The organism is Bradyrhizobium sp. WSM1417, from assembly GCF_000515415.1.
Taxonomy (GTDB): Bacteria; Pseudomonadota; Alphaproteobacteria; order Rhizobiales; family Xanthobacteraceae; genus Bradyrhizobium.
In genome coordinates, this window is the sequence record NZ_KI911783.1 from 2,498,398 (window position 1) to 2,513,798 (window position 15,401).

The window sequence follows — 15,401 nt, forward strand, 5'->3', positions numbered from 1 at the left end:
GCGGGACGACCATGCGCGCGCATATGTCTCGATCCGCACGCTTCAACGAGAGCTCGGCCGAGCGATCGGGGGAATGCATCGACGATGCTCGCGTACACCTGAGTGTCAAAGGCCTGGGGACAGCGGAATTGTCGGGCGCGTCTTTGTCGGCGGCATGATCCGGGATCACGAGGGTGTAGACCTGCCGGGGACCCCGCGCGTGTACGCGTGGCGTTCATTTTAGGCGGAAAACCGCAGCGCATCCCGAAAGCGCTTCGGCTTGCTATTGAAGGGCATAGCTAGCTAGTCTGCTCCTTGTTCAGGCTTTAGCCGTCCAGCGACAATGAAAGAAATCCGTTGGTCTTCTGTTGCGATATCGTCAAACCAATTGTTAGTAGCCTCGTCGCATTTGGCCAGATGGTCGCGTACCGCATCGATAGGATAGATTGGCCGTCGACGTGACGCCATTTCAGCGGGTGGTTCGGATCCCGCCGCCACTGCTCCAGCGCGCCGGGCGTGCGTCGGATAACCGCGGCGGCCTCCAAATGGCGTCCAAATTAGAGCTGCCCGGCAGCGTATCGATGTCGAACGTCGCGGGCGGCGGCATGCCACAGTTCTTGCGACAGCGCTTCGGCACGCGGAATTTTCCGGCTACTTGGCCGCCCTAATGCCGCGATCGGAGTCTTTTCGTCCTTGCCGCTCATGCCTCCGCCCCGAACGATAGTCGGTATGAGGCAATCAGATTGTAGGCTTCTCCGGCAAGAAACAAATATAGCGCGCAGGTATGGCTGCTGGATAGCTGCGGCGTGCAAATAGGACTGATCAAACCCGTTTCTGACGCCCTCCGACATCACGCGATGCAAGTGATCGGTGCGCATCATGAGATGGACCAAGCATTGCGCGGCGACATTCGAGTGAGTAGTATCCGCCCGGAACCTGGTCCGCATAGCGTTAGCGACTTTGATCTTATTCAAAGTTCGTTATCAACTCATCCAGTCTCGATGAGTCGTCGAGCTATTTACGCGAACAGACCCAGTCTTCCACGTCATTGTCGGTAATTCCAACAACCTCTGACTTGGAGCCGGACGATGTAGCTGGGTCCGCTCCGCTTCTTCTGTGGGGTCATGCAGAAAACCGCGCTGGAGCAAGCGCGGGACATAATGCTGGCGCTTACCAGGATGAGGAGACCTATCCCATGCCTAGGTCAAATCCCGGATCTCAAGTGTGCCGTCGTTGCAACCACTGCTGTCGCGTTTACGACGTATGTCGCAATCGCTTCGATAGCCGATGGTGCTGCAGTTGGATCGGCAGCTTCCTAGGCTCATCGGCGCTCCTCGAGGCTTGTCTTGGCAGGAGAGTTTGCGGTCGCCATCGCGTGGTACGGCATTTGCTAATCTCGTTCCAGTCGTCTCGGCTCCCGGAGAAATACATGGTCGATGTGCCAGACGTTGTGCTGTCCGCACGAGAAAAACAGTGCTTGCGGTGGGTAGAGGAGGGCAAGTCATCCTGGGAAATAGGGGTAATATTGAGAGTCAGCGAGAACACCGTCAATTTTCATCTCAAGAACGCGATGCGAAAGCTAGAAGTGACCACCCGATCCCATGCCTAGGCTAAATCCCGGATCTCAAGTGTGCCGTTGTTGCAACCACCGCTGTCGCGTTTACGACGTATGTCGCAATCGCTTCGATAGCAGATGGTGCTGCAGTTGAATCGACAGCTTCCCAGGCTGATCGGTGCTCCTCAAGGCTTGTCTTGGCAGGAGAGTTTGCGGTCGCCATCGCGTGGTACGGCATTTGCTAAACTCGTTCCAGTCGTCTCGCCCCCAGGAGAAACACATGGTCGACGTGCCAGACGTTGTGCTGTCCGCACGAGAAAAACAGTGCTTGCTGTGGGTAGAGGAGGGCAAATCATCCTGGGAAATCGGGGTGATATTGAGAGTCAGCGAGAACACCGTCAATTTTCATCTCAAGAACGCGATGCGAAAGCTAGAAGTGACCACCCGAATCCAGTGTGCTATCAAGGCGCGGCGCCTCAAGCTTATTTGAAGTACTGGAGTGCTGCTGCCGTCACTTGTGTCGACGGCGAGGTATAACATACGGCGCTACGGCTACTCCATGAGATGGGATCGCATCTGCAGAGAGTAGTGGTTCGTTGTGAACGCAGAGGTATAATTAAATTCCGGGGCTATTACGAGAACGACGTTTATCTATTTCGCAGAAAGTCGTGGGGGCGCACCACTATAGGCCCGGTTCTGATCGAAGGTAGTAAGTCTCAGGCTGAAGCGGGCAACCTTCACGCCAACCGGCGCCGCAGCGCGCAGCCAGATCTGATTGGCGTGCGGCCCTCTAGGACGTCGATATAGACGCAAGGGTCGAGCAGCAGCTCCGCTCCGCCGCGACCGGAGATTCTACGGCAGGCGATTGCCTTCGCCATGCGCTCCGGATTGATCCGCCGCACAGGAAAAAGAAGCGGATAGAACAGTGAACTGTGGTACCCATCACTCTAGTAGGTATGCAATTTCTCGCAGATCTCGCGAATTATAACGTATGAAAGAACTCGTCTTCCCCATTGCGGTGCGCAGCTTCAGTGTGTCCTCGCGGCATCGGGGGACGTCATCCGCATCGCGGATGTTGAGAAAGTGATTGCTGTTTTCACGCGTCAAGGCGGCCCAGCCGCGCAGTTATCGTCTCGACAGATTCTCGGGGTCTCGCGGACGCAGACGTCTTTCTCGCCGCGTTATCCGATCGAGCTGACACCGACGGGCCCCAGTCAATTGCTCCAACATCGCGGCCCGCGGGAATTACGGCCCGCGAGCTTCGATCAGACGCCGATCGCGGCATCCAGTTGCCCAACCTATGTTTTCGCTGCGCGGTGTGCGGCAGGCTGTCAGGCGTCCAGCGTAGGCCAAGGCGCATTGTATTAGTCGGGCGGCCAGCGCTTGAGCCAAGTCGAAGTTTCTTGTGCATCGGGACAATGCTCGAACAGATTTTCGATTCCGAAGTCGGTTAAGGGCCACGACGCGGTGTTCGCCGGCGCCATAGATCCAGATGACGCCGACCTCGGGATTTGGTCGCTCCGGCCCCTGAAACCGGATGCCTATTTAGGAAATAGTCTCGCTTGCCAAACGCTTTCTCGGCATATTGATCGATCGAACCGATGATCGCTTGCCCGTTCTGGTGGCAGGTAACGGCCGGGTACTCCTGGTGCGGCTGCGCCGCGACAAGCTTTGGATGTTTCCTGGCGGGCACCGGAGCGGCCGCGAAACAGCGGAGCATTGCCTCTGGCGCGAGATCAAGCCTCCAGTATGTGGCGTTGCAGGATTTAGGCAAGCGCGAGGCGGCGAGTTGTCGTGCGTTTTTGTGCGCAACGTTGTGTTTGCAACGTCTTGGCGCATAGCAAGCAAGTGCGGGTTGGCTTTCATAAGGGAAAGCACGCGCCACGCGTCGTTTTGCGTCCCCGGTCCGCGCACGGAAGCATCAGGCGATTGGCCCGGCTTTTGCTCTCCTGCTTGCTACGCCGTGCGGCTCCCCTGCTTGTCGGGATCGACCGCTGCAGAATGTGGATCTCTAATGCTTGCACAGATCACAATCGTCTCGGAGCCACCTGCGAGCTTCACGCTGCACAACGGCCTGCAGGTGATGGTGATCCCCGATCATCGCACGCCGGTTGTGAACCAGATGATGTGGTACAGGGTCGGCTCCGCCGACGAGACCCCCGGCAAATCGGGATTGGCGCATTTCCTCGAGCACCTGATGTTCAAGGGGACGGCCAAGCATCCGCCAGGCGAGTTCTCCCGGACCGTTCTGCGCGTCGGCGGCGAGGAGAATGCCTTCACCTCCCCCGACTACACGGGCTATTTCCAGCGCGTGCCGCGCGAGCAGCTTGGTAAGATGATGGAATTGGAGGCCGACCGGATGACCGGCCTCATTCTCAAAGATGAGAACGTGCTGTCCGAGCGCGACGTGGTGCTGGAGGAATTCAACATGCGCGTAGCGAACAATCCCGATAGGCGGCTCACCGAGCAGATCAGGGCGGCGCTTTATCTCAACCACCCCTACGGCCGCCCCAATCTCGGCTTTCGCCAGGAGATCGAGAAGCTCGACCGTGAGGACGCGCTCGCGTTCTACAAGCGCTTCTACGCGCCGAATAACGCGATCCTGATCATCGCCGGCGACGTCAATCCCAAGGAAATCCGCCCGGTGGTGGAAAAGAATTTTGGCGACATTCCTGCACAGCCCGCGATCCCCGCGAAGCGCGTGCGGCCACAGGAGCCGACGCCCGCGGCCCCCCGCACCGTGACGCTCTCCGATCCCAGCGTCGCGCAGCCCACCTGGCGCCGCTCCTATCTCGTGCCGTCGGCTAGCACTGCGGCCGCAGGCGAGAGCCCTGCGCTCGACGTGCTCGCGCAGTTGATGGGCGGCGGGATCAACTCCGATCTCTACCGTGTGTTGGTGATCGACAAGCAGCTCGCCATCAGCACGAGCGCAAACTACCAGCGCACCTCGCTTGATGCATCGCAATTCATGATTTCGGCCACGCCGAAACCTGGTGTCGGATTCGCCCAGATCGAGGACGCGATCGACAAGGTGATCGCCGAGCTGACGCAAAATCCCCGGCGCGCCGAGGATCTCGAGCGCGTCAAGACCCAGTTGATGGCGCAAGCGATCTACGCCCAGGATGACCAAGCGACGCTTGCGCGCTGCTATGGCACCGCGCTCACCACGGGGCTCAGCATCGACGATATCCGAAGCTGGCCGGACCGCATCCGAGCCGTCACCGCCGAGCAGGTGCGCGAGGCCGCGCAGAACTGGCTCGACAACAAGCGCTCGGTGACCGGCTATTTGATCAAGGATTCTGCGCCCAAACCCAAGGAGAAGCGCTCGTGACCTATTCTCTCACTAGGCGTGCCGTTCTCGGTGGGGCCTCGCTCGCGCTCGCGACGCTCGGCTCTGCACCATGATTTGCGCTACCAAGATCCAGCGCCTGATCTCGCCCGGCGGCATCGAAGCCTGGTTCGTGCAGGAGGCCACCGTCCCGCTGATCGCGATGAAATATGCCTTCGGCGGCGGCGCCAGCCAGGATCCGGCTGAGAAGCCCGGCGTCGGTCACCTGGTCGCCGGCCTGCTCGGCGAAGGCTCCGGCGATCTCGATTCCAAGAGCTTTCACGAGCGGCTCGACCGCCGCGCCATTGAGCTGAGCTTTACCTCGTCCCGTGACCAGTTTCGCGGCTCCTTGCGCATGCTCAAGGACAACAAGGATGAGGCTTTCGACCTGCTGCGGATAGCGCTGACCTCGCCGCGTTTCGATGCGCCCGATGTCGAACGGATCCGTGCGGCGGTGCTCGCGAACATTCGGCATGACTCTGCCAATCCTTCAACGCTCGCTCATCGCAAGTTCTTCGAAGTCGCCTTCAACGATCATCCTTATGGCCGGCAGGCCGGAGGAACGTTCGAGAGCGTGCCGAAGATCGACGTCCCCGATCTGAAGGACTATGTCCGCCGCGTGATTGCCAGGGACACGCTCAAGATCGCCGTGGTCGGTGACGTCGATCCAGAGACGCTTGGCAAACTGCTCGACAAGTCTTTTGGCAGCCTGGCGGCAAAGGCGCAGTTGACAGAGGTTGCCGATGTGGTTGCGGCAAAGCCGCCGCAGCGCGTCTACGTTCCGCTCGACGTGCCGCAGACGGCCGTGAGCTTCGGCGGTCCGGGCGTCCGCCGCAGCGAGCCGGATTTCATGGCGGCCGATGTCGTCAACCAGATCCTCGGCGGCGCCGGTCTGTCCTCGCGGCTGTTCCGCGAAGTTCGTGAGAAGCGTGGGCTCGCCTATTTCATCCGTGAGACGCTGATCTGGATGGATCATTCCGCGCTGTTCGTCGGCAATACCGGCACCCGCGCCGATCGCGCCGGCGAGACGGTGGAGGAGATCGACAAGCAGGTCCGCCGCATGGCCGAGGAAGGCCCGACTCAGCAGGAGTTCGACGAGGCCAAGTCATACCTGAAGGGCTCGCAGATCCTAGCGCTGGATACATCGTCAAAACTTGCGCACGCGCTGCTGCAATACCAGATCGACAAGCTGCCGATCGACTTTATCGAGAAGCGTAGCGCGCTCATCGACGCGGTGACGCTGGACGACGCCAAGAGGGTTGCACAGCGGCTGTGGGGCCAAGGCCTGCTCACTGTCATTGTCGGCTGTTCCCCGCTGGCGCAGCCCAGTCGACCACCGCGCCATCGGCCGCAACGCCGCCGTCCACAGCTGAGTCGGCTGCCGAGCCATCAGCCGCACCCAATTGACCTTTGTGTTCGTGAGGTGACATTCGGGGAGCGTCTTGAGGTCGCTGGTTCAATCCGGCTCCCGCAATCAACTTGAAAAGCGCTCAGATAAAGACGGCGGATTTTGATTTCACCAGGGGAGGTTCGATCGCTCCCGCCCCAGCCACGCAGTCCTGAATTTGGTCAGGCTTGCCCTGCAACGCGACAATGGGCCGGAAATCCCGGCGTTTCGCGCTTTCAGCTTTGTCTCCAGACTCCTGGTCCGCAGAACCAGAGGCGGAAATTGCGGAAAGTCTCCGGCCTGCCCGCGAAATATTCCCGTTTTGCGGAGACTAACGGCGGAGACCGGTTTGACCACAACTGTCGGCCGGGCGCCGCAGTCGAATTCGCCGTCGTCTTTAGCTCGAGGAGGAGCGAATGGATTCTGGTCACTCGAGTGCTGCCGCGCGGGAGAACGGCACTGTCGATATTGAGAACTGATAGGGCCATTAGACAGCGAGCGGCTTAAGCTCTAATTCGTCCTGCACTCGGGCATATGCAGCCTCAGCGGCCTTCGAAAAGGTCTCGGCTTCAGCATCAATGTATTATTTGAAATAGCGGAGCCCGGATGAGTCCGGAGCTTCAATACCAGCAAATTTGTAGTTCACAGTCGTCTTCTTTCGTTCGCACATGCAGCATGAGTCATGCAACGAAAGTCGTCAAACAAAAAGGTAACTATTGGGGCATAAGGCTGCTTAAGGTGCAGCACAGATTAACATGTGACAATTGGATTTCGGCAAATCAGGCCTATATTAAAGGCGGGAGGATTGCCCATGCCTGAGTATCTCGAAGATTTGCAGATGCTTCGTTTGATTAAGTCATTTCGGAAAATCAAAGACCCGGAAGTTCGCCGCCTAATCCTGCGCTTTGTCGAGGAGAAGCTGACGGAGACCATGAAAGTGAAGGAGCAAAGCTGAGGGGCCGGACTGTTTTGCGAACGAACGGCCCCATGCCAACCATGGCTGGAGAGCGCATTGTCATCTCGCGCACAGCTCTTGAATCTGGTCAAGCGGTGAGCTTATTTCAAAGCTATGGACGATTATCCAGAACACCTTGCCCCTCCAAAAGACAAGAGGGGCGCCGTAGATCCCAGCAAATTTGATGAGTAGTGGATCACATCACAAGAAGAGTTCCCGACCGTGCCCCCCGAGGTCGCGAGGTATTGGCTTCATGAGCACTGGGGCTATTCATCCTTTTTCTGGCTCCCCTCAAGGCTGTACCGCTTTGACAAGGTGTCTTGGGCTGCAGAGACCTTGGGAAAAATTCTTTCCGACGATGATGATTTCAGGGATGAACACGTCAAGACGTTAAATCGGGGCAAATGGCTCGTTGAAGGCAAGGAGATGGGGCCATATAGGACTGCCCGCTACATGCTGGAACATCGGACATTCCCTTTCCCAATAGTGGTCCTTGATAATAGAAATGGCGGCGTAAACGGCCTGCATGCGCGATCGCGTGAGTTTCCGAAAGCTTATATGCTGGTGGAGGGGCACCGCCGCTTCAGTATGGCATTGTTCTTGGCTCGGACAGGAAGGATTAGTCCCACGGTGCCGGTTTGGCTGATGACAAAAATCCCGGCTGGTGAGGCCGGGATATTCTCAACGAGTGGCGGGAGTGGGGTAGGAGGGCTGGGCAGAATGATGCAGTCGAAAATCCATCTCGCTGTAGAGGCGCTGCCACAAGCTCGCGCATACTTCGATTTAGTCTTTGTAGGCTCTCGCCCTTCGACCTGAACCACAACCGGCCTGTCAGGCGATATCAGGTGACGGTTGAGCTTGGCCTGGCCGTCGTCGAAAACGATCAAACCCGCTGACCAGGGATTGGCGCACATTTCGAGCTTAATCAAGTAGCTCGTGGCCTCTTCTCCGGCTTTCTGCGGTACGTGACCGAGATGTAATTTCCGGCCGGGACGTAGGCGATTGCCTCGTAACCCTCGCACTTCGAACAGCAGGGCAGGACGTCTTCATACGGTTGGCCGCACTTCGAGCACTGCTTCATGGCTTCCTCCATACGTGTGCCCTCCCGTTGTGGGTAGAAGCGAAACGGGGCTTAAGGGTGCATTCAGCGGAAGAGGTCGAGCTGGGGTGCATCGACGATGCCATTGTCCGGCTTGAACTTGGCGGTCATCAGGTCCTCCGATGCCCAGGGGAATTGCAGAAGCTCGCACGTAGGACAGGGCGAGTTCTCAGGCTCTGGTGCTTCCCGGGTCCACTGCTGGTGCTCCCAGTCGTGCCTATACCAATGTCAGAACATTCACTGCTCCTCGATTGGCTCATCCGCTTCGTACTGGCTATCGGTCAGGACTTCGGGCCGATACCTGGCCAGTTTCGCTTCCTCTCACTTCGGGCAAACCCTCGCGAGAGGAATACCGCGAGCGTCATTGCGCCAGCGGGACATGAAACCCGAACCACGGGGGCAGGGGCGTGAGTCATCAGGCATCGAAGCCTCCTGGAAAATTATCGCCGAGCACATTGCAAGGTCATCAGCTCTCCACGCGGCTTCACCACTTGCGTGGTTTCCATGAACGCGCCAGCGTACCTACCGGAAGGTTTTACCGAGCTTGGGTGTAAAGTGTGCGTACGGAAAAGCGGTCACCCATCGCGGCCATTGTAGTTATCGAATTGCATTCGGCACACCTTACGGAAACAAGCGAAAAGACTTCTTAATTTGCATCCTGAACCGCCCCGGGTTTGCCGGAGGCTCCAACTCCTGAGAGGATGGAGCCATGACAAGCAAGACGACGAACAAGTTTTCGCCTGAGGTCCGGGACCGTGCGGTTCGGATGGTTCTGGATCACGCCGGCGAGCACCCGTCGCGCTGGGCTGCAGTGACATCAATTGCTGCCAAGATCGGCTGCACACCGCAGACGCTGCATGACTGGGTCAAGAAGGCCGAGATCGACAGCGGGCAGCGAGCCGGCGTTCCGACCGACATGGCCGAGAAGCTGAAGGCCCTGGAACGGGAGAACCGTGAGCTTCGACAGGCCAACGAGATCTTGCGCAAGGCGAGCGCTTATTTTGCGATGGCGGAGCTCGACCGCCGGTCCAAGCCATGATCGCCTTCATCGACGATCATCGTGGGGCGCATGGGGTCGAGCCGATCTGCAAGGTCTTGCCGATTGCCCCCTCGACCTACCACGCCCATGTGGCAAAGCGGCGCGATCCGGCCAAGCTGTCGGCGCGCGGCAGGCAGGATGCCAGGCTGAAGATCGAGGTCCGGCGCGTCTTCGACGAGAACTTCCGGGTCTACGGCGTGCGCAAGGTCTGGCGCCAGCTCAAGCGCGAAGGCTTCGATGTTGCCCGTTGCACGGTGTCGCGACTGATGCGGGACATGGGTTTGCAAGGGGTCATCCGCGGCAAACCCGTCAAGACCACGAGCAGCGACAAGGCTGCGCCATGCCCGCTGGATCACGTCAACCGCCAGTTCAAGGCGCCAAGGCCGAATGTCCTGTGGCTGTCCGACTTCACCTATGTCGCGACCTGGACCGGATTTGTCTACGTCGCCTTCGTGATCGACGCCTATGCCCGCAGGATCGTGGGCTGGCGGGCCTCTCGCACAGCGCACGCCAGCTTCGTGCTGGATGCGCTGGAACAGGCTCTGCACGATCGACGGCCGGTTCATCGTGGCGGGCTCGTTCACCACAGCGACAGGGGCAGCCAATACGTATCCATTAAGTACACCGAGCGCCTGGCTGAAGCAGGTATAGAACCTTCCGTCGGCAGCGTTGGAGATTCCTATGACAACGCTCTCGCCGAAACGATCAACGGCCTTTACAAAGCAGAGGTGATCCATCGGCGTGGACCATGGCGCAGCTTCGAGGCCGTAGAGTTCGCGACCCTGGAATGGGTGGACTGGTTCAACAATCGACGGCTCATGGAGCCCATCGGCAACATCCCGCCTGCCGAAGCCGAGCAACGCTACTACGCCATGCTGGAACAACCCGCCATGGCGGCATAACTTAAACCAAATGGCCTCCGGCAAACCCGGGGCGGTTCAGTTGATAGCCCACCCAAGCTTCTTAGCGACGGCTTGCGATCTGAACACGTCATCGAGATAACTCTGCCAAGAATCAGGGGCATTACCACTTCCCCAGCCTTTGCAGCCCGCTCCAATAGCGATTTCGTCTCGAGGGCGCCTTGATCTGAATCGGAATCCAATCAGCCATTGCCGCCTCCGATCGCGTCCGCCAGTTCGTCCGTCGCGCCTTGACTGGCCCGGGGTGTCACGTCCTTAACGGCGTCCTCGATTTCATCGGCAGTGTGGTAGCCCATCAGCAACTGAGGGCAGTTCACACGGCCAAAGAACGCGGCGGCGCGGTACTGAAACATCTGCTGCTCCATCTTCCGCCATTTTGAGTTCTTGTCCCAGCCCTCGGCCTTCACCATGCGCGAAGTGATTTTGAGGCCTTCGAGGTTGGTGCCGTCCTTTGCGTTCGTCCAGGCAGTGCATCCGTAGTCGTCTCCCTCACCCTCAAACTTGAATTGAAGGGCTTGGGCAAACAGACCGCTGCCATTGCTAAGCGCGATGACAAACTGGCCGTACCAAGCCGGGCGGCCGTGAACTACTACGAGCTGTTGGGCAATCGTGAACGGGCTGATGCCCATGTGCTTGAAGCGGGCAGCTAAATCTAAAAGGACAGGCAGTTAGCCACGTTGCCCTGAAAGTTCCGCGGCAACAGCGTACTTTTAGACAGGGCTCCGGCCAAGCGCTGAGCCAGCCCTGAAGCCAGCTTGGGTGGCGAACATGTCGGCGGTGTCGACTGCGGCCCGACCTCAATTCCAGTTTTTGCGGCCTCGCGTACCGCAACCTCGGCCTTCGTGCTGGGCGCGTCTTGGCGCCCCAGCATCGTTTCTAAATCGTTCACATCTCCGTCTTTCTATTGGTTCATCGTCGATATCATTAAAGAATCTTTGGTGATGGATTCGATGGTAATTGTGACCCGACACATCGATGAAATCGACGACATGTGTCATCAGCACGGGTGATACCAACAACGGTGTTCTCGATATTGATGCTGCCGCTGGCACAGAGCTCACCAGGCTGCCGCTCAACGCACCCACTTCAAATCAAAAAAACAACTGTAATGCTAAGCTCGACTGACAAGCTGACGAGGCGACATAGAGGCCCCCTGAGGCCGCGCAATTAAGGAATTTGTTACGAATCATGCTCACCATATTGCTATTGCATATGGGTCGCGATTTGCGGCCATGGAATTCCTGAAGTGGTTTGAACCTGGGCATGCCGGGTTAGCGGTCTCTTTCAAGAGGAGAGGCCCGATGTTTAAGGGCTTCACGGTCGTCGTTGTGGCGCTGATTAGTACAGCGCAGGTGGATCAATATCTAACCCACGGTCGGTACACCGACGCGGCCATGGCTATGCTGCGACAAATCGGTCGCGCGGTTGGATTTTTGATAGTTCTTTGCGAAGGAGGCGCGTTATGGAAGGCATCTCATGGGCCGATCTCAACGGGGATGAACAACGCGCCATTGCGATATTGGGAGCCGGTCTTTCCATTGAACTGTGCTGCCCCCTTGCTCTCCTGATGTTAGGTCGGCTCGGTCTGACCATAGGGTCTCATTTGACGGCTGCTGGAGACAATTTGCGAAGAGATGCCGTTTCGAGGGGTGTCGCTAGGTAAGCGGTTCGGTGTCAGTTGATGACGACGGGGGTGGGAATGCCAAACGCAATCGAGCTGATTGTGGATGGTTACGTTCGCTTGAACTATCGGAGGGCTCTGGATGATCTCAGTATACGGCGCCCGAAGCTAGGCGGTGGACCTAAAGGGACGTGCAGGTTTTGATTTTCTGGACAACCGTCCAGCAGATCGAGGAAGATATCGTCGTGATCGAGGCTGGGCTGGCGCGGTTGGATGGCGCGGGGACGAGCTAACCTCCCCGAAGCCGTTCGTGTTCAAGCTGCGATTGACGACGCGCAAGGGCGCGAGGATCACGGCTTGGTTGCTGGTGATGCTGTAGCGGTTGCGCGTCTGAGGTTACGGACGACGGCGTAAACCTGAATTCCTCCCGAAGCCGATGAGGTGCACCCAAAAAGAAAGGCCGCCTGCGTCGCCACAAGCGGCCCAAAGTCTAGGGAGGAAACGCCCAAGGAGGGCAGCGATAGCGGGAGTGCTACCGCACGCCCTATAGATAAGGCGATCGCAGAGACGGCTCAATTGAACGTAAGGGGGCACGGACCGATACCAAGGTTTATTGCGCTCGCCCTTAAAGCCACACCACGATTGCCGGAGCGCAAGCCGATGCTGCAGACGTGGACATAACCGTAGAAGATCAGCCAGCTTTCCTCTCGGGCGTTGTGATCATGGCTCCGCGGGTGAGATGGGGCATTAAAGCGCCGCATGATGCCGCAGATAAATTGTCAATCTACTGGGGATCGGGGCGCCGCTTGACTACTTGGCGTCGTTGGTGTGGATAGGTCCGGTGTCAAGGTTAGACCGGACCCGGCAGCGCGCGAGCTTGGATCGCTGCTTTTGACACACAACGGACCTGCTTGCGGCCGCCAGCCGCCCCACTCGCGACAGGTTCATTTGGGCGGAGGCGGCAACGCTCCGATCTGGTCAAGAAGTGCAAACCTATCGGGCACGCCCCAATGCTCCACGAGTTTCCCACCAGCGAAACGACAGATGTCCATGACGTCTATGGTCACCGGCTTTCCAGAGCGCGGATCGAAGCCCGTTGCCTTGCAGCGCGCCCACACCGTGTCCTCAGTTTCGACTGAAGCATTCAGCGTGAGCTTCAAGTTGTTAATGCTTCTGCGAGCATTCTCGATCTGAGATTTCAGAATGTCTGGACCGGGAAGGTCGGTATTCGTCAGAGACTGATGCTCAAGCAGCCGCTCTGCGCAACTTCGTCTGCGACCGACAGATCACCGTGCGAGAAACCACGATCAATTATGGATTTGAAAATTTCAAGGTTCGAATGTGCCAAGAGTGCCCTCCAATGCCTGAATTATCGGCCGTATCGTAGCACAAATCTGCCATGCTTAGAGGCAGCTCCTGGCCCGACTCGGACCTCCGGCCATATGGCATTTTGCGCCGCTACTAAGGGCATAGCAGACGTCAAGCGCGCCTTGACTAGCAGCACTCGACCTATGAGTAGACGGCCTACCCGAGCTCTGAGTGATACTCCGAGCACGCATCCCCGATCGAGGCCAGCACGTCGCAGACCTTGGCAACGGCCTCAGCGGCACAACGAACGCCGCACAATGATCCGCACGGACGCGAACCTCGGAACGGACCAGTGTGAGCGGCTGGTCCGAACCAATCAGACCTTGCCAGAGAGATATTAAACTCGAGGCTGGGACCGGTAGCACCAACCCTAGGTAATGGACCCAGCATCTGCCTCGCAAGATGCGACCCGGCCGCGCAGCAAAATGGGTGATTTTGGGGCGGGCGTCTCGAAGGATGCGCCGCAAGGACGACGGCGCCCGCCAGGTTCACGCTGCCGTGCTGCGCGGGCTCTCCGCTGTTTCCTTGTCCGTCTCCTTGTCGCGAGACAGCCATGCTGGAAAGCGAAGCAGGCGTTCGTTGCCGTCTTTCGGCAGCACGATGGGAGCTTCATTCGACGAACTCGGGAGGTCCAGCGCTACGTGGCCGACTCGCACCGCATCCGCGCGCTGATCCAGTTCGCGCAGCAGGGGATCGAGCACACTGTCGATTTCGGTCGCCACCGACACCAGGAAACTATTGAGCTCGCGAGCCTCGGGCACAACTGCAGCAGCCGACTCGATCGCCTTGGAGAGACCATCCACGACGGGTGCAAACGCGCCGGCGGCTTGCCTGATTCGGGATTTTATCGCTTCGATTTCGCCCAAAACGCGATCACGCTCCCGCCTGGTCTTCTCCTCCGAAAGGCGGGCTTCAATTTCGGCGATCTGAGCCGTCAGGGTCGTGGCTTCGGATGCGAGTGCATCGCGTCTTCCGCGCGCGCGATCAAGATCGCGGCTGAGATTGTCCACTAAATCGTCCTTTCCGAACATGGCTTTGCTCCGTAGGACAGCCGTTTTGGTCTGTAGGACGGCCTTGGCGCGAACCGCCAGCCGGTTGAGCGACCGAAAGGCTGGATCGGCCGAAACAGGCATCAACTTCGGTCGCGTCACATGGGCCGACATGGTGATCCCCCACCCGTCCACATTAGCCGACCGCATGGTTAACAAGTGGTTAATGTCAACAGATGAAACACGGGGCACCACGCCGGCGACGCCGCCTTCGTCTCCTCGCTGCCATCCATTTCCGCTATAATCGCCACGGTAGCATCACCCGGAGGCGCGTCCCGTGGAGCACGCACCCCCGAGCCCAAATACCTCGTCATCTGCTGTGACGGCACCGGCAATGAGAGCTCCGAAAACATCTCCAACGTTCTGAAGCTCCATCGCTGCCAGCGCAAGACGGACAGGACGTCGCCGCGGCTGATGGTGTCTTGCGATCCCGGGGTCCGCTCGGTGACGGCACTCGTAAACCGCGCCGCTCGCGCGTTAACCGTCCATTAACCAACGCGGCCTAGCCTGCGGTAATCGTCCAGCCATCATTAGCTCGAAATGCCTTCCCGGTTCGCTCCAGGAGAAGCGCCGATGTGCGTTGAGTTGTTGACGTATGCCGATCTGGGTGCCCGCCTCCATATCTCCCGAGAGGCCGCGCGTTCGCTTGCGAGACGCCGCCGGTTGCCGCGCTCGCGGTCGGAGGACGGCAAGGCCCTGTTGAGCGTTGATCTGCCCGAGCTCCGGTGCACACCCCGCCCAAGACGCGGCCGGGCAGACCCGATCGATGCCTCCCTGGCACAGATCGAAGCAGTCAAGATCGAGGCATTCAAGGCGGAGGTCGCGCGGCTCGAGGCCGTCGCAACCGCCTACAGGGCGGTGTTCGAGCGCGAGCGCGAGCGCGCCGATCGCCTCGCCGTCGAGCTGACGCAGGCGGCCGCCGAGACGACGGCCGCCAATGCGTGGGCGGCACTACTGGAAGACGAAGTGGCGGTTCTGCGGAACGGTCGCCATGCCGGCGGCGCGATCGCGGGACAAGCCGCGCGTCGATTGGGACATCTGGCTGCTGCGATCGTGGAAGCAGACCGCGCGACTCGCAGGTAGCACTCGATCCTCATCTCC

General features: G+C 59.0%; 10 protein-coding genes, 4 pseudogenes and 1 other annotated feature. Of the genes and pseudogenes, 11 read left to right on the plus strand and 3 right to left on the minus strand.

Translation table 11 applies throughout. The annotated features are described in order from the left end of the window. Positions 1–1,426: 1,426 nt before the first annotated feature. From BRA1417_RS42640 to BRA1417_RS0111975, 7 genes and pseudogenes are all read left to right on the plus strand, one after another. Positions 1,427–1,588: pseudogene (locus BRA1417_RS42640) on the plus strand (helix-turn-helix transcriptional regulator); the annotation flags it as partial. Positions 1,589–1,814: 226 nt separating this feature from the next. Then, positions 1,815–2,024 (plus strand): helix-turn-helix transcriptional regulator, encoded by a 210-nt coding sequence (locus tag BRA1417_RS0111940; protein ID WP_027515978.1) that lies wholly within the window; start codon positions 1,815–1,817, stop codon positions 2,022–2,024. A gap of 1,524 nt (positions 2,025–3,548) precedes the next feature. After that, positions 3,549–4,865 carry a pitrilysin family protein gene (locus BRA1417_RS0111950; RefSeq protein ID WP_084462202.1) on the plus strand — a complete coding sequence of 439 codons (1,317 nt, stop codon included), beginning with the start codon at positions 3,549–3,551 and terminating at the stop codon, positions 4,863–4,865. Further along, positions 4,862–6,213: pseudogene (locus BRA1417_RS40200) on the plus strand (M16 family metallopeptidase); the annotation flags it as partial. The gene BRA1417_RS0111950 and the pseudogene BRA1417_RS40200, both read left to right, overlap by 4 nt. An 847-nt stretch (positions 6,214–7,060) precedes the next feature. Next, positions 7,061–7,204: a hypothetical protein gene (locus BRA1417_RS44740; protein ID WP_198034819.1), complete on the plus strand. Its 144-nt coding sequence runs from the start codon at positions 7,061–7,063 to the stop codon at positions 7,202–7,204. Positions 7,205–7,426: 222 nt separating this feature from the next. Then, positions 7,427–8,020: a hypothetical protein gene (locus tag BRA1417_RS0111965; protein WP_027515980.1), complete on the plus strand. Its 594-nt coding sequence runs from the start codon at positions 7,427–7,429 to the stop codon at positions 8,018–8,020. A gap of 992 nt (positions 8,021–9,012) precedes the next feature. Next, a protein-coding gene (locus BRA1417_RS0111975; protein WP_156948677.1) for an IS3 family transposase occupies positions 9,013–10,244 on the plus strand; the annotation gives its coding sequence in 2 pieces (ribosomal slippage) (positions 9,013–9,304 and positions 9,304–10,244; 1,233 coding nt in all). After that, positions 9,297–9,413: a sequence feature (AL1L pseudoknot), on the plus strand. Its footprint overlaps the gene before it by 117 nt. Before the next feature lie 200 nt (positions 10,245–10,444). Here the strand turns inward: BRA1417_RS0111975 and BRA1417_RS40205 are convergent. Next, entirely contained in the window at positions 10,445–10,891 is a 447-nt protein-coding gene (locus tag BRA1417_RS40205) for a hypothetical protein (protein ID WP_027515981.1), read from the minus strand. Between the two features lie 126 nt (positions 10,892–11,017). Here BRA1417_RS40205 and BRA1417_RS43905 point away from each other — a divergent pair, with 126 nt between their 5' ends. Continuing rightward, positions 11,018–11,272: a hypothetical protein gene (locus BRA1417_RS43905; protein ID WP_156948690.1), complete on the plus strand. Its 255-nt coding sequence runs from the start codon at positions 11,018–11,020 to the stop codon at positions 11,270–11,272. A gap of 291 nt (positions 11,273–11,563) precedes the next feature. After that, entirely contained in the window at positions 11,564–11,830 is a 267-nt protein-coding gene (locus BRA1417_RS40210) for a hypothetical protein (protein WP_156948691.1), read from the plus strand. Positions 11,831–12,827: 997 nt separating this feature from the next. Here BRA1417_RS40210 and BRA1417_RS42650 read toward each other — a convergent pair. Further along, positions 12,828–13,139: pseudogene (locus tag BRA1417_RS42650) on the minus strand (ester cyclase); the annotation flags it as partial. A 600-nt stretch (positions 13,140–13,739) separates the two neighbouring features. Continuing rightward, positions 13,740–14,414: a hypothetical protein gene (locus BRA1417_RS0112000; RefSeq protein WP_027515982.1), complete on the minus strand. Its 675-nt coding sequence runs from the start codon at positions 14,412–14,414 to the stop codon at positions 13,740–13,742. A 129-nt stretch (positions 14,415–14,543) separates the two neighbouring features. Here BRA1417_RS0112000 and BRA1417_RS42655 point away from each other — a divergent pair. Both BRA1417_RS42655 and BRA1417_RS0112005 read left to right on the plus strand, forming a co-directional pair. Beyond that, positions 14,544–14,750, plus strand: a pseudogene (locus BRA1417_RS42655) (phospholipase effector Tle1 domain-containing protein); the annotation flags it as partial. A gap of 123 nt (positions 14,751–14,873) precedes the next feature. Next, the gene (locus BRA1417_RS0112005; RefSeq protein WP_027515983.1) at positions 14,874–15,383 is read left to right on the plus strand and encodes a hypothetical protein; all 510 of its coding nucleotides are present in this window, start codon (positions 14,874–14,876) and stop codon (positions 15,381–15,383) included. The last annotated feature ends 18 nt before the right edge of the window (positions 15,384–15,401 follow it).

What these genes read in the sequence shown, in the direction of transcription:
- BRA1417_RS0112005 (WP_027515983.1), top strand. Translation starts at nt 14,874, where the DNA reads ATGTGCGTTGAGTTGTTGACGTATGCCGATCTGGGTGCCCGCCTCCAT.
- BRA1417_RS44740 (WP_198034819.1), top strand. Translation starts at nt 7,061, where the DNA reads ATGCCTGAGTATCTCGAAGATTTGCAGATGCTTCGTTTGATTAAGTCA.
- BRA1417_RS40210 (WP_156948691.1), top strand. Translation starts at nt 11,564, where the DNA reads ATGTTTAAGGGCTTCACGGTCGTCGTTGTGGCGCTGATTAGTACAGCG.
- BRA1417_RS0111950 (WP_084462202.1), top strand. Translation starts at nt 3,549, where the DNA reads ATGCTTGCACAGATCACAATCGTCTCGGAGCCACCTGCGAGCTTCACG.
- BRA1417_RS0111940 (WP_027515978.1), top strand. Translation starts at nt 1,815, where the DNA reads ATGGTCGACGTGCCAGACGTTGTGCTGTCCGCACGAGAAAAACAGTGC.
- BRA1417_RS0112000 (WP_027515982.1), bottom strand. Translation starts at nt 14,414, where the DNA reads ATGTCGGCCCATGTGACGCGACCGAAGTTGATGCCTGTTTCGGCCGAT.
- BRA1417_RS40205 (WP_027515981.1), bottom strand. Translation starts at nt 10,891, where the DNA reads ATGGGCATCAGCCCGTTCACGATTGCCCAACAGCTCGTAGTAGTTCAC.